The following is a 12908-nucleotide window of genomic DNA, read 5'->3' as shown; positions in this document are numbered from 1 at the left end:
CTCCGTCTGGTTCGGCCCTGTCCATAGGCCAATCAAGGGATGCGCGCAAAGCCCTTTCACCTTGGCAAAAATACCCGGGGCGCCGCCTCCGCCCGACGCGGCGCTCGAAGGCAGGGTGCAGGGGGGGTTCGGGGGGGCCAGTTTGCCCCCCCCGATTTCTGCTTGCGCCTGCCGGGCCCTCGCCTATCTTCGCGGCTACCTCGGGGTGCCTGGCGACAGGCTGAGATGCGAAAGCGGACCCGTTGAACCTGAACCGGATCATACCGGCGGAGGGAAGGTGCATGGATCACTCCATCCCCGACCTGTCCCGTCGCACATGGAGGAAGACATGAAAACTTCGATCCTTGCGCTGGGTTTTGCCACCGTTGCCACCATGGCTGCGGCGCAGGACAAGCCCGTGCTCACCGTTCTGACCTATGACAGCTTCACCGCCGAATGGGGCCCCGGCCCGGCGATCGAGCAGGCGTTCGAGGCGGGATGCGCCTGCGATCTGCAATTCGTCGCCGCAGGCGATGGCGCGGCGCTGCTGGCGCGCATCCAGATGGAGGGGGCGGCCTCGGATGCCGATATCGTGCTGGGGCTGGATACCAACCTGACTACGGCCGCCGCCGCCACCGGGCTGTTCGCGCCGCACGGGCAGGGCTGGACAAACACCCTGCCCGTCACCTTCGATGACCCGGTCTTCCTGCCCTATGACTGGGGCTGGTTTGCCTTCGTGCATGACAAGACCAAGCTTGCCACACCGCCCAAGAGCTTTGAGGAACTGGCGGCATCGGAAGTGAAGATCATCATTCAGGATCCCCGCTCTTCCACGCCCGGCCTTGGCCTTCTGATGTGGGTCAAGGCCGCCTATGGCGACCGGGCCGGGGCGATCTGGGAGGGCTTGGCCGACAATATCGTGACGGTGACGCCCGGCTGGTCCGAGGCCTATGGGCTGTTTCTGGAGGGCGAGGCGGACATGGTGCTGTCCTATACCACATCGCCCGCCTATCACCTGATCGCCGAAGAGGACGCGACCAAGGCGGCGGCCCCCTTCACCGAGGGGCATTACCTGCAGGTCGAGGTGGCGGGCAAGCTGGCGGCGACGGATCAGCCGGAGCTGGCGGATGCCTTCCTCGCCTTCATGGGGACCGAGGCGTTTCAGGCGGTGATCCCGACGACCAACTGGATGTATCCGGCGGTGACGCCGGCGGCGGGGTTGCCTGCGGGGTTCGAGACGCTGATCACGCCCGTGACTTCGCTGCTTCTGCCGCCGGATGAGGCCGCGGCGTTGCGCGACGGGGCCTTGGCCGAATGGCAAGCCGCGCTGGCGCGCTGAAGCCACCTGTCGGGGCGGCGCTGGTCGCCGCCCTGCTGGGGGCGATGACATTGGGCACGGTCGCCGTGGTGCTGGGCCATGCCGGGGCGGCACGGCCCGGCGCGGCGGATTGGGCGGCGGTGCGGTTCACCGTGACGCAGGCGGCGCTGTCGGCGGCATTTTCGGGGCTGCTGGCGGTGCCGGTGGCGCGGGCGCTGGCGCGGCGGCAGTTTCCCGGGCGGGAGGCGTTGATCACCTTGATGGGCGCGCCCTTCCTGCTGCCGGTGATCGTGGCGGTGCTGGGCCTGCTGGCGGTGTTCGGCCGGGCCGGGGTGGTGAATGACGGGCTGGTGGCGCTGGGGCTGCCGCGCCTGTCGATCTATGGGCTGCATGGCGTGGTGCTGGCGCATGTGTTCCTGAATCTGCCGCTGGCCACGCGGATGCTGCTTCTGGGCTGGCAGGCAATCCCGGCCGAGCGATTCCGGCTGGCGCAATCGCTGGACCTGACGCCGGGGGCGCAGTTCCGGCATCTGGAAGGCCCGATGCTGCGGGCCACATTGCCCGGGGTTATGCTGACGGTCTTTGCGATCTGCCTGACGAGTTTCACGGTAGCGCTGACGCTGGGCGGCGGGCCTGCGGCGACGACGGTGGAACTGGCGATCTATCAGGCGCTGCGGTTCGACTTCGCGCCGGAGCGGGCGGCCACGCTGGCGGTGCTGCAATTCGCCCTGTGCCTGACGGCGCTGGCTTTGGGCTGGTCCTTGATCCGCGACACGGGCTTTGGCACCGGGATGGGGCGGCGGGTGGAGATGCCTGCGCCGGGCGGGTGGCGGCGGGGGATGGATGTGCTGGCCATTGCCGTGGCGGCGGGGTTCCTGATGCTGCCCTTGGGGGCGCTGATGATCCGGGGGCTGGCCGGACTGGGTGAGTTGCCGGCGGGCCTGATCCCGGCGACGCTGCGGTCGGTCGCGGTGGCCTTGGCGACGACAGCGCTGACGACGGGGGCGGCGCTGGTGCTGGCGCTGGCGGCGGCGCGGCAGGCGGCGGGGCATCGCATGTTCGACGCGGCGGCGACCTTGCCGCTGGCTGCGTCTTCGCTGGTGATCGGGACGGGGTTGTTTCTGGCGCTGCGGGGCGTTGCCCCGCCTTCGGCTATGGCGCTGCCGGTGACGGTTGCGGTGAATGCCACGCTGGCGCTGCCCTATACCTATCGCCTTCTGCTGCCCGAGGCGCGGGCGCTGCATCAGGGGCATGATCGTTTGGCGCAGGCCCTGGGGTTGACGCGGGGGGCGCGGTTCCGGCTGGTCACCCTGCCCTGCCTTGCGCGGCCGTTGGGATTTGGTGCAGGAATCACAGCGGCGCTGTCGATGGGCGATCTGGGGGTGATCACCCTGTTCGCCGCCGAGAACAACGCCACGCTGCCGCTGTTCATCCACGGGCTGATGGGCAGTTACCGGATGGCAGCGGCGGCGGCGGCGGCGCTGATCCTGATGGCGGTGTCCTTTGCGCTTTTCTCCATCTTTGACAGGATCGGACGCCATGTTGCAGCTTGACCATCTTGTGCTGGCGGCGGCGGGGTTTCGTCTGGAGGCAGATCTGACCCTGCCGAAGGGCGCGCTTTGCGCTGTGGTGGGGCCGTCGGGGGCGGGGAAATCCACGCTGCTCAATGCGGTGGCGGGCTTTGTCGCGCCACAGGCCGGGCGCGTGCTGTGGGAGGGGGCGGACATCACCCGCCTGCCGCCCGGGCAGCGGCCGGTGACGATCCTGTTTCAGGATCAGAACCTGTTCCCGCATCTGACGGTGGAGCGGAACCTCGCGCTCGGCCTGTCGCCGGACGGGCGGATGGATGCGGCGGCGCAGGCGCGGATCGCGGAGGCGCTGGTGCGGACAGGGCTAGAGGGATTGGGCGGGCGCAAGCCAGGGCAGCTGTCGGGCGGGCAGCAGGGGCGGGCGGCGCTGGCGCGCGCGCTGCTCAGGGCGCGGCCTGTGCTTTTGCTGGATGAACCCTTTGCCGCGCTGGGGCCTGCGCTGAAGGCCGAAATGCTGGCGCTGGTGCGGGAGGTGGCGGCGCAGACGGGGGCGACCGTGCTGATGGTGACGCATGACCCGCAGGATGCGCGGCGCTTTGCCGATGTGACGATGCTGGTGGCCGACGGGCGGGCGCATCCACCCGTGGCGACGCCGGCGCTGTTTGCCGACCCGCCGCCCGCGCTGGCGGCCTATCTGGGGGCGGGGTGAAGAATCTTTGCGCCGCCCGTTGACACCATCGGCGGCCTTCTTTAGGTAGCCCTCCATCGACTTGGGCCCAGATGGCGGAATTGGTAGACGCACTGGTTTCAGGTACCAGCGCTGCAAGGCGTGGAGGTTCGAGTCCTCTTCTGGGCACCATGTCGATTTGACGAAAGGGCGCGGGCGCAAGGCCGCGCCCTTTGTGTTTTGCCCGGGTTCGTCGCCCCCCGTCCGTTGACCCCTGCCCGGCGCGTGGGTATTGCACGCCGGAGACCTGCCGAAAGGACATCTGCCTTGGCCATCTTCCTGCATCAGAACGACCTGCCCGATGGCCTGCATCTTGGCCCGGTCGTGGCGATCGACACCGAGACGATGGGGCTGGACCCGCGGCGGGACAGGCTGTGTGTCGTGCAGCTTTCGTCCGGGGATGGGAACGCCCATCTGGTGCAGATTGCGCGCGGGCAACGGTCGGCGCCCAATCTGGAACGGTTGCTGACCGACCCTGCCGTGGTGAAGCTGTTCCATTTCGGGCGGTTCGACATCGCGGCGCTGAAGAACGCCTTTGGCGTGACCACCGCGCCCGTCTGGTGCACGAAGATCGCATCAAAGCTGATCCGCACCTTCACCGACCGGCACGGGTTGAAATACCTGCTGCTGGAACTGGTGGGCGTGGACGTATCCAAGCAACAGCAGACCAGCGATTGGGGTGCGGCGGACCTGACCGAGGCGCAGAAGGAATATGCCGCGTCGGATGTGCTGTATCTGCACCGGCTGAAGGAAGAGCTTGAGGCGCGGCTGATCCGCGAGGGACGGATGGATCTGGCGCAGCGCTGCTTTGATTTCCTGCCCACGCGGGCGGAGTTGGACCTGCTGGGATGGGAAGAACCCAATGACCTCTTCCACCACTGATTTTCTGGCGACGGGCCAGCGCGTCATCCGGCGCGAGGCGGAGGCGCTGGCGATGCTGGCGGACGGGCTGGACGGGGCCTTTTCGGCGGCGGTGGACCTGATCCTTCGGGCAGAGGGCCGGGTGATCGTGTCGGGGATGGGCAAATCGGGGCATGTGGCGCGCAAGATCGCGGCGACATTCGCCAGCACCGGCACGCCTGCGCAATTCGTGCATCCGGCCGAGGCGAGCCATGGCGATCTGGGCATGGTGATGCGGGGCGATGTGGCGCTGGTGCTGTCGAACAGTGGCGAGACGCCGGAACTGGCCGATATCGTGGCGCATACGCGGCGGTTCGACATCCCGCTGATCGGTGTGGCGGGACGGGCCGAATCGACGCTGTTGAAGCAGGCGGATGTGGCGCTGCTCTTGCCGCCCGCGCCCGAGGCCTGCGAGACGGGGATCGTGCCCACGACATCGACGACGATGACATTGGCGCTGGGGGATGCGCTGGCCATCGCGCTGATGGAGCATCGGGCCTTTACGCCGGACCAGTTCCGCGTGTTCCACCCCGGCGGGAAACTGGGCGCGCGGCTGTCGCGGGTGCGCGACCTGATGCATGCAGAGGCGCCGCTGATCGCCCATGACGCCCCGATGAGCGAGGCTTTGCTGACGATGTCGGCCAAGGGGTTCGGCGTGGTTGGCGTGACGGATGGCGAGGGATATCTTCAGGGCATCATCACCGATGGCGACCTGCGCCGCCATATGGCGGGTTTGCTGGATCTGTCGGCCGGGGATGTGATGACGGCGGCGCCACGGACCATTGGACCTGAGGCGCTGGCAGAAAAGGCCGTGCGGATCATGAACGACAAGAAGATCACCTGCCTGTTCGTGGTGGACCCCGAGGGAAGCCAGACCGTGACCGGGCTGCTGCATATCCACGACTGCCTGCGCGCCGGGATCGCGTGATGGCGGGGCCGGCCGCGCGGGATGGCTGGTCGCGGCTGGTGGCGGCGCTTAAGGTGCTGTTGCCGCTGACGGCGCTGGCGATCCTGTCGATGCTGTTCCTGATCTCCAACCGCATCAACCCGGATGAGGCCTTGCCCTATGCCGAGGTGGATGTGGAAGAACGGCTGCGCGAACCGCGGATGACCGCGCCCACTTATGCCGGCACCACTACGGATGGCGCCGCGCTGGAGGTGACGGCGGCCGAGGCGCGACCGGCGGAGGAAGGCGCCACGGGCGCGCAGGCCAAGGGCGTGCAGGCGCGTCTGACCACACCCGACGGCCAGCGCACCGATCTGGTCGCCCAGACGGCGCAGATGTCGCCGGGCGGGGGCGAGATCACCTTTACCGGCAATGTGCAGCTGGATCACAGTTCGGGCTATCGGGTGACGTCGGATGGCATGCGCGCCCGGCTGGATATGACGGATGTGCAATCCACCGCGCCGGTGGTGGCCGATGGGCCGGGAGGGCGGATCACCGCCCAATCCATGCAGCTGTCAGAGGCGGGGGCTGGAAAGACGGGTTATCTTCTGGTTTTCAACGGCGCGGTGAAGCTGGTATATCAACCGGCACAGTAGACCCCGACCGATTTGAGGAAGCCATGCCCGCCGCCCTGCGCGCCTTGATGCTGATTTTGGCGCTGTTGCCGGTGACGGGCGCGGAGGCCCTGGCCCAGACCAGCATCAACCTGACCGGATTGCGGCAGGATACATCGCTGCCCGTCGAGGTGACGGCCGACAGCCTGAGCGTGGATCAGGGCACTGGACAGGCGACGTTCTCGGGCAATGTGCAGGTCAAGCAGGGCGAGATGACGATCTCCGCCGGGACGGCGCGGATCGAGTATCTGGCCGATGGGCAGGGGATCGCCAAGGTGCTGCTGGACGGGCGGGTGATGTTTGCAAGCCCCACCGATGCAGCCGAGGCGGATGCCGCCGTCTATACCATCGCCACGGGCGAGGTGGTGATGACGGGCGATGTCCTGCTGACGCAGGGGCAGACCACGATTTCGGGCAACCGGCTGGTGTACAACCTCGATGCCGGGACCGGCAGCATGGAGGGGCGGGTGCAGACCGTGTTCGTTCCCGGCAAGGCCAATCCGTGAGGGGCGGGCCGGATCTGACGGTGACCGCCGGTTCCGCCGGGCTGTCGATCCGCAATCTGCGGAAAAGCTACAAGCGGCGGCCGGTGATCCGCGACGTTTCCATGCAGTTGAACCGGGGCGAGGTGGTGGCGCTGCTGGGACCGAACGGTTCGGGCAAGACGACCTGCTTCTATGCCATTGCGGGGCTGGTGACGCCGGAAGGGGGCGAGGTGCTGATCGACGGGCGGGATGTGACTGCGCTGCCGATGTATCGCCGCGCGCGGCTAGGGATCGGCTATCTGCCGCAGGAGGTTTCGATCTTTCGCGGCCTGTCGGTCGAGGACAACATCCTTGCCGTGCTGGAGATCACCCATTCCGACCGCCACAAGCGGCGCGAGCGGCTGGAGGAACTGCTGTCGGAATTCTCGATCACCCACCTGCGCCGCGCGCCTGCGCTGGCGCTTTCGGGCGGGGAGCGGCGGCGGGTGGAGATCGCGCGCTGTCTGGCGGCTGATCCGAAATACCTGCTGCTGGACGAACCCTTTGCCGGGGTGGACCCGATCGCCGTGGGCGAGATCCGGCATCTGGTGCAGGATCTGAAGGGGCGCGGCATCGGTGTGCTGATCACCGATCACAACGTACGCGAAACGCTCGAGATCGTGGATCGCGCCTATATCTTGCATGACGGCAAGGTGCTGATGAGCGGGACCACCGACGAGGTGGTGCGCGACGAGACGGTGCGCCGCGTCTATCTGGGGCAGAATTTCCGCATCGGCTGATCCCCGCGCGTGCGCCCGGGCCGCATTGGCGCGGCGCGGACCCATCCCAACGCTGCTGTTGACAAGACGGCATGGCCGGATGCCAAATGACGGGGATGAGTGCGCCATTCGCCCTGTCCCGATCTGCAGTTGCCGCCGCCGTGACGGCTGGCCGCCTTGCAGGATCGCCCCTTCGGTACCACGTCAGAATTACAGGGGTTCGCCCGTGCCAAGGCGCACGGCCGGACCGTTTTCAAGCGGAGGACGCACCATGCGATACCAGATCAGCGGCAAACAGATCGACATCGGGGAGGCGCTTCAGACGCATGTGAAGGCCGAACTGGGCGAAGTGGTTGAAAAATACGCCCAGCGCCCGACGGATGCCGTGGTGATCTTTTCCCGCGCCGCGCATGAACATGTCTGCGAAGCCACGATCCACCTGTCGACCGGCCTGACAGCGCAGGCAAAGGGCCATTCCACCGAAATCTATGCGGCTTTCGAATCCTGCCGCGAGAAGATGGACAAGCAGCTGCGCCGCTACAAGCGCCGCCTGCGCAACCATCACAGCGCCCGGACAGCACCGGTTGAGTTCGCCGAAGGTTCGTCCTATATCCTCGCGCCATCTGAGGAGCCCGACGAGGACGACCATTCGGATCTGGCGCAACCGATCGTGATCGCCGAGATGGAGACGAAGATTCCTTCGATCACCGTCGGCGAAGCGGTGATGCAGCTGGAACTGGCGGGTCAGAAGATGTTGGTGTTCCGCAATGAAGGACATGGCGGCGTGAATGTCGTATACCGTCGGGACGACGGGAATATCGGCTGGATCGACCCGCGCAACGCAAAATGACGCCCGCAGTCGCGCGGCACAGGAACGACGACCGCTGATGGAACTTTCCAAGCTATTGATTCCGGGGGCCGTTCGGGTCGTCGGTCAGTTGACGAGCAAGAAGCGCCTGTTTCAGGAGCTTGGGGAACTTGCCGCGCAAGCCTATGGCATGAGCGGCGCCATCGCGATCGACGGGTTGCAGGAGCGCGAAAGTCTGGGGCCGACCGGCGTGGGGCATGGCATCGCCCTGCCCCATGCCCGGCTGGAGGATCTGAAAGAGATCCGCGGCGTGTTCATCCGGCTGGAGAAGCCGCTGGATTATGACAGCGTGGATCGGCAGCCTGTCGATCTGGTGTTCGGGCTGTTCGCGCCGAAGGATTCGGGCGTGGATCATCTGAAGGCGCTGGCGCTGGTCAGCCGCACGATGCGCGATCAGGCCGTGGTGTCGAAGCTGCGGGCCAACAGTGACCCCGCCAAGATCTATGCGATCCTGACGGAAGCCCGGTCAACGCAGGCGGCCTGAGCGCGGTCAGCGTTTCGCGAAAAAGCCGAAGGCGAGGTAGTCGCGCTGATAGGTGTCGCGGGCGGCCTCTTCCAGTTCGCCATCGCGGATCGCGTCGAGCGCGGCATCCGTCGCGTCGCGGGGAAGGTGCAGATCCGGCGCGGGGCATCCCAGTTCGGCGCAGAGAAAGGCCAGACCTTCGGCGAGCGTGTCTTCGCGCAGCACCAGATCGGGGGGCTGGAACAGCGAAAAGCCCTGAAGCGTGGCCGACTGGCTGGCCCATCCGGCATCGGTGCGAAAGCCCGTCTGGCCGGCGAGGTTGCGCTTGAGGAACCGTAGGAAGGCCAGAAAGGCCGCCCGACGTTCGACGGGATCGGTGAAGGGGGTGCCGGGGCGCGGCAGATGCACGGAATGGACACGCGCGAGGATGTTGCGCTGTTCGCCCTGCAACCCGCCCTGTTCCAGCGCGCAGAAGGCGCGATGCGCGCGGTCCAGCGGATGGCGCAGGATGGTGAAGCTGCGATGGCCGGGATGGGCGCGCTTCCACTGGCGCAGGGTCTTGTGCGTGAAATCACGCTCCAACCCGCCGAGCGATTCCATCCATCCGATCACGGGGTCATTCGGGCCGCCCTTGATGGGCAGGAACAGCATCGGCGTGCTGCGGGCGGCGACATAACCCGGAATGGCCGCGTTGCGGCGCGGTTCGAAATTGGGCGTGCGCGACAGGTTGAACCTGTCGAGCCGCGACAGCGCCTGTTCCATCGCGGCGGGGTTGGTCACCTTGTCTGACAGCGGTTCGGGGTTCTGGACGGTGAGGCTGCTGTCCACCGCCTCGAGCCGGGCATCGACCCCGAGGAAGGCGGCAAGACCGTTCAGCACCGCCAGATCGGGGATGTCGTCATAGTCGATGTAGAAGGCCGTCTGTCCCCGCGCCTGCAGCGCGCGCATCAGGCGGATCTGGAACTGCTGCACCTGATCCAGATGATCGGTGAATTCCGCGGCATCGAACCGCGCCTTGGCCTGTTTGAGGTTCTTCGGATTGGTCAGTTTCCATTGACCGGTCGCCTGGGCGATCTTCAGGCTGACATAGCTTTCCACCGGGTTGCGCGTCAGCACGATCTTGGCGCAGCGCGGATCCTCCAACACCAGATCGAAGATGCGGGGATCGTGATCGTGGAAATAGCGAAAGCCTGACAGACCGGGGGTGCGTTCCCGCATCCGGCGCAGAAGGAGGGCGGGGTCTTCCTCGCGCTGGGCAAGGGTGACGCCGAGGAATTCGGTCTGATCCTTGCGGCCGATGAAGACGGGATTGAACACCTCGCCATGGCAGGTAACGCCCGGCAGGGAATTCAGGTTGGCTTCGAGGAAATTGGAACCTGTCCGCATTTCGGCGAACATCACGAAACTGTCGAACGGGCGGGTCACTGGATCACTTCACAAGGTAGGGGCGGCCCCTTCGGGAATCGGAGGGGCGGGAGTCGTTGGTGACGGGAAAATCGCCCATCAGGACAGGCTGCATCCCCTGATTGCGCAGGTTCTGCAGGAACTGGCCGAACCCGGTGAGATCGGTCAGGCGCGGCGCTTCGGTCAGGCGGCGGAGCGAGCGGGGGCTGATCTCATCGACGATGGTTTGCAGGGGTTCCATCGGATTTTCGATGAACTCGGCCAGGTTCCAGATGCGGATGCGCGCCTTGGCGGCGCCGTGGCGCAGGACGGAGAGATGTTCCAGTTCGATCTTCTGCAACCGCGCCGCTTCGCGGCGGATGTCTGTGAAGTTCAGGTTGGATTTGAACAGCGGCACCGCCCATGCGCCCGAGATGACGGAGATCTGGGCGTTGGAATCCAGCGCCATGAACCAGTTCAGTTCCTGATTGTCGCCCGGCCCGAACTGGAAGCACTGCCGTTCGCCGCGGGTGGCCCAGATCAGGTTGGCAAGGAAGGATTTGGCATTGTAGTCGCGCAGGGCCGCACTGTCGGACAGGGCGCCGTTGAACACCGCCTCGCCCCCCGCGAATTCCACCCGGTCGGGCGCGAAGAGATGGCCATGCACGCGGGTGCCGGTGACCTTGCCCAGCCAGCCTTCGAAATTCTCGAACACGTCGGAAAAGCCCTGAAACACCGAATAGGGTGCGGCAGTGCGCCCGTTTTCCCAATGTTCATTGGGGAAACGGCTTTGCATGTAAAGGCCGGGGCGGCCCTTCACGCGGCGTTCAACGGCCTTGGAGAATAGCCTGTCGATCTTGCCCGGATTGGGTTCGCCGCCCGCCTGCCCTTCAGCATCGTCGGACAGGAAGGTGGCATAGAGCTTGTTCGCATGGGGCCAGATCTTGCGCGCGACAAAGCAATCCGACCGCCGCAGGAGTTGCAGGTGATCATCATAGAAGATGTGCGGCTTGCCCTGAAAATCGAACTTGGACAGCGTGAGCGAGCGGCTTTCCACATTGGCCGAAACCTGCCGGACCAGCGTCTGGAAATAGCTTTCGTCGGGGATCCAGACCCGGCGGAAATAGCGGTCATAGAGCGCGCGGTCCGGGCCCTGCAGGATGGCGGAAAGCGTCTGGCGGGTCAGGCACCACCACTGGCTGCCCAGATGGGGGACGATGCCGTTGGGGATGGTGCGCTGAAATCCGACCCTGCGCTGCAGCGCGACGTAACGGTCAAACAGCCAGCGCTGCGTGCGCCAGGAGAAGGGGAAACGCAGGGTGAAGCGTTCCATGTTCAGGCCACCGATTGTCCAGCCCACCTCTTCGGTGGTGACGGATTCGATGAAATCGGTGCGGGGGCGTTCATCGAGATAGGCGATGAGTTCCTTCACCGGGCGCAGCGGCAGGCAGGACCCGGAGGCGAGGTAGACGTGGCGGACCGACGGAAACTCGGCCAGCATGACCTCGGTCGCGGCTTGGGTGGCGGCCACGATGCCCCATGTCCCCCATTCACAGGCGAAGCGTTCCGAGAAGCGGACGTTGGACAGATCGGCAAGATCGGCCTGCAGTTTCTCGACGCTCCAATTCTGAACGCGCTTGTCGACATGGATCACCACCGGACAGCCGCGTTCGGCCCAGTGCCGCGCGGTATCTGCCGCGCGGTGCAGCGCGGTGTGGCTGAGCATGACAAAGCCGAGCGTGCCGTTGGGCGGCTGCGGAGCGACGAGATCGGTGCGCCCGTCGGTCATGCCCAGTTCCCCTTGGACATCAGGCCCAGAATCTCCAACTGCCGCCAGTTGATGTATTTCTCGGACCACTTGCACCACAGGTCTGGCTGGGCCTTCAGACCGTCGCGATAGGCGCGGTATTCGGCGCTGTCGGCGTAGTGCTGGCCACGCTTCAGCTCTTCCTCGGCCTTGGCGGCGAAGGTGTCGAGGAACTTGGCATGAAGCAGGCAGCCCGAAGCCTTTTCGCCCCCCCATTCGTCATAGACGAGGTTCAGCCCGCGCGGCATCAGCATGTGGGTGGAACTGACATAGGCATAGGCGCGGTTCCATTTCACCAGCGGGATCTTGTTCAGCGCGGGCGCCTTGATCGGGTCTTCGGGAAAGAAGACACGGGCGCGCGGCCCGCCCTGAATCCAGAGGTTGCCGTTGCCGGGGTTGCGCTTGACCGAATAATTCGCGCTGTCGAACCACTGCGCGATCTCGAACGGATCCTGACCTTCGCGATAGGGCTGGGCATCCATCGGCCCCTTGGGATACATGTCGAGGATCATGGCCGAGAAGGACCGGATGCCCGAAGTATCGAGCCAATCCGTCAGCGCGCGCAGGGGACGGGTTTCGCAAAAGGGGTAGACGAGGAATTCGTCCGGATCGACGACAAGCGTCCAATGCCCGTGGCAATACTTGCGCTGAAGCGCGGTGATCCAGTCCATCCCGAAGCGGGACTTGCGATAGCTGCCCGGTGTGGACCAGAGCGACACGTCGGGTTGCTGCTGCAGATATTCGGCCGACCCGTCCTCTGATCCGTTATCGACAAAGAGGAAGTGGTTCACCCCCAGATCGCGGTAATAGCGCAGGAAATAGGGCAGGCGGATGCGTTCGTTCCGCAGCGTGCAGAGCAGGATGATGGAATCGCCCCGGATGGCGCCCGTGCGATTCACGACATTCGTCATTTCGCGCCGCTTTACCCAAGCGCGCAGATGCAGGCTCCTTCGGCGCAGCCGCAGACGATATGCCCCGATCAATCCCACCGAACCTGCCCGCTTTCCAATCCACCGCACCGCCCGTTCCGGCGCCGACAGCAGCACGCACCCAATCTGTCGCCCGGTTTCCTTGCCTTCATGCGGGGGTCCCGGCGCTTACCCAGCCACATCTTGTGGATAAGCTTAGTAT

The 12908-nt window shown here is 65.8% G+C and carries 13 protein-coding genes, 1 tRNA gene and 1 riboswitch; of the genes, 11 read left to right on the top strand and 3 right to left on the bottom strand.

Translation table 11 applies throughout. The features are described 5' to 3' along the window. Positions 1-191: 191 nt before the first annotated feature. A riboswitch (TPP riboswitch) is annotated at positions 192-292 on the top strand. Between the two features lie 36 nt (positions 293-328). The 11 genes from thiB to GU920_RS07810 all read left to right on the top strand — a co-directional run bounded on the left by thiB (position 329) and on the right by GU920_RS07810 (position 8608). Further along, positions 329-1318 (top strand): thiamine ABC transporter substrate binding subunit, encoded by a 990-nt coding sequence (gene thiB, locus GU920_RS07860; protein ID WP_161766358.1) that lies wholly within the window; start codon positions 329-331, stop codon positions 1316-1318. Beyond that, the gene (locus GU920_RS07855; protein WP_161766357.1) at positions 1294-2850 is read left to right on the top strand and encodes an ABC transporter permease subunit; all 1557 of its coding nucleotides are present in this window, start codon (positions 1294-1296) and stop codon (positions 2848-2850) included. The genes thiB and GU920_RS07855 overlap by 25 nt, the downstream gene beginning before the upstream one ends. Continuing rightward, a complete protein-coding gene (locus GU920_RS07850; protein ID WP_161766356.1) occupies positions 2837-3535 on the top strand; it encodes a thiamine ABC transporter ATP-binding protein in 699 nt (232 codons plus the stop codon). The genes GU920_RS07855 and GU920_RS07850 overlap by 14 nt, the downstream gene beginning before the upstream one ends. A gap of 65 nt (positions 3536-3600) precedes the next feature. Then, positions 3601-3685: transfer RNA gene (locus tag GU920_RS07845), tRNA-Leu, on the top strand. A gap of 135 nt (positions 3686-3820) precedes the next feature. After that, entirely contained in the window at positions 3821-4435 is a 615-nt protein-coding gene (locus GU920_RS07840) for a ribonuclease D (RefSeq protein WP_161766355.1), read from the top strand. After that, positions 4416-5381 carry a KpsF/GutQ family sugar-phosphate isomerase gene (locus tag GU920_RS07835; RefSeq protein ID WP_161766354.1) on the top strand — a complete coding sequence of 322 codons (966 nt, stop codon included), beginning with the start codon at positions 4416-4418 and terminating at the stop codon, positions 5379-5381. Before GU920_RS07840 ends, GU920_RS07835 begins: the two co-directional genes overlap by 20 nt. Next, on the top strand, positions 5381-5995 hold the full coding sequence (lptC, locus tag GU920_RS07830; protein ID WP_161766353.1) for an LPS export ABC transporter periplasmic protein LptC: 615 nt from the start codon (positions 5381-5383) through the stop codon (positions 5993-5995). The genes GU920_RS07835 and lptC overlap by 1 nt, the downstream gene beginning before the upstream one ends. 23 nt (positions 5996-6018) lie before the next feature. Further along, the gene (gene lptA, locus GU920_RS07825; protein WP_161766352.1) at positions 6019-6519 is read left to right on the top strand and encodes a lipopolysaccharide transport periplasmic protein LptA; all 501 of its coding nucleotides are present in this window, start codon (positions 6019-6021) and stop codon (positions 6517-6519) included. 14 nt (positions 6520-6533) lie between these two features. Next, positions 6534-7277, top strand: a complete 744-nt coding sequence (gene lptB, locus GU920_RS07820; RefSeq protein ID WP_201744064.1) for an LPS export ABC transporter ATP-binding protein — start codon at positions 6534-6536, stop codon at positions 7275-7277. A 250-nt stretch (positions 7278-7527) separates the two neighbouring features. Further along, complete coding sequence (gene hpf, locus GU920_RS07815) at positions 7528-8106, top strand: ribosome hibernation-promoting factor, HPF/YfiA family (protein WP_161766350.1); 579 nt, start codon at positions 7528-7530, stop codon at positions 8104-8106. A gap of 37 nt (positions 8107-8143) precedes the next feature. Further along, positions 8144-8608 (top strand): PTS sugar transporter subunit IIA, encoded by a 465-nt coding sequence (locus GU920_RS07810; RefSeq protein WP_161766349.1) that lies wholly within the window; start codon positions 8144-8146, stop codon positions 8606-8608. Between the two features lie 6 nt (positions 8609-8614). Here GU920_RS07810 and GU920_RS07805 read toward each other — a convergent pair whose 3' ends face one another. Genes GU920_RS07805 through GU920_RS07795 form a run of 3 tightly spaced genes read right to left on the bottom strand, consistent with a single transcriptional unit; the run spans position 8615 to position 12766 of the window. Next, positions 8615-10012, bottom strand: coding sequence for a nodulation protein NodH (locus GU920_RS07805; RefSeq protein ID WP_161766348.1), 1398 nt, complete (start codon positions 10010-10012; stop codon positions 8615-8617). A gap of 4 nt (positions 10013-10016) precedes the next feature. Continuing rightward, the gene (locus GU920_RS07800; RefSeq protein WP_449301111.1) at positions 10017-11759 is read right to left on the bottom strand and encodes a DUF5927 domain-containing protein; all 1743 of its coding nucleotides are present in this window, start codon (positions 11757-11759) and stop codon (positions 10017-10019) included. Then, entirely contained in the window at positions 11756-12766 is a 1011-nt protein-coding gene (locus tag GU920_RS07795) for a glycosyltransferase family 2 protein (RefSeq protein WP_161766575.1), read from the bottom strand. Before GU920_RS07795 ends, GU920_RS07800 begins: the two co-directional genes overlap by 4 nt. Positions 12767-12908 lie beyond the last annotated feature (142 nt).

It is taken from the genome of Paragemmobacter ruber (assembly GCF_009908315.1).
Classification (GTDB): domain Bacteria; phylum Pseudomonadota; class Alphaproteobacteria; order Rhodobacterales; family Rhodobacteraceae; genus Paragemmobacter; species Paragemmobacter ruber.
The sequence above is the reverse complement of the archived record's forward strand: the minus strand, read 5'-3'. Positions and strand labels throughout refer to the sequence as shown.

Bases quoted from the DNA above. Each gene is read 5' to 3' on its own strand.
- thiB (WP_161766358.1), top strand. From the start codon at position 329: ATGAAAACTTCGATCCTTGCGCTGGGTTTTGCCACCGTTGCCACCATG.
- GU920_RS07835 (WP_161766354.1), top strand. From the start codon at position 4,416: ATGACCTCTTCCACCACTGATTTTCTGGCGACGGGCCAGCGCGTCATC.
- GU920_RS07800 (WP_449301111.1), bottom strand. From the start codon at position 11,759: ATGACCGACGGGCGCACCGATCTCGTCGCTCCGCAGCCGCCCAACGGC.
- lptC (WP_161766353.1), top strand. From the start codon at position 5,381: ATGGCGGGGCCGGCCGCGCGGGATGGCTGGTCGCGGCTGGTGGCGGCG.
- lptA (WP_161766352.1), top strand. From the start codon at position 6,019: ATGCCCGCCGCCCTGCGCGCCTTGATGCTGATTTTGGCGCTGTTGCCG.
- GU920_RS07855 (WP_161766357.1), top strand. From the start codon at position 1,294: ATGGCAAGCCGCGCTGGCGCGCTGAAGCCACCTGTCGGGGCGGCGCTG.
- GU920_RS07810 (WP_161766349.1), top strand. From the start codon at position 8,144: ATGGAACTTTCCAAGCTATTGATTCCGGGGGCCGTTCGGGTCGTCGGT.
- hpf (WP_161766350.1), top strand. From the start codon at position 7,528: ATGCGATACCAGATCAGCGGCAAACAGATCGACATCGGGGAGGCGCTT.
- GU920_RS07850 (WP_161766356.1), top strand. From the start codon at position 2,837: ATGTTGCAGCTTGACCATCTTGTGCTGGCGGCGGCGGGGTTTCGTCTG.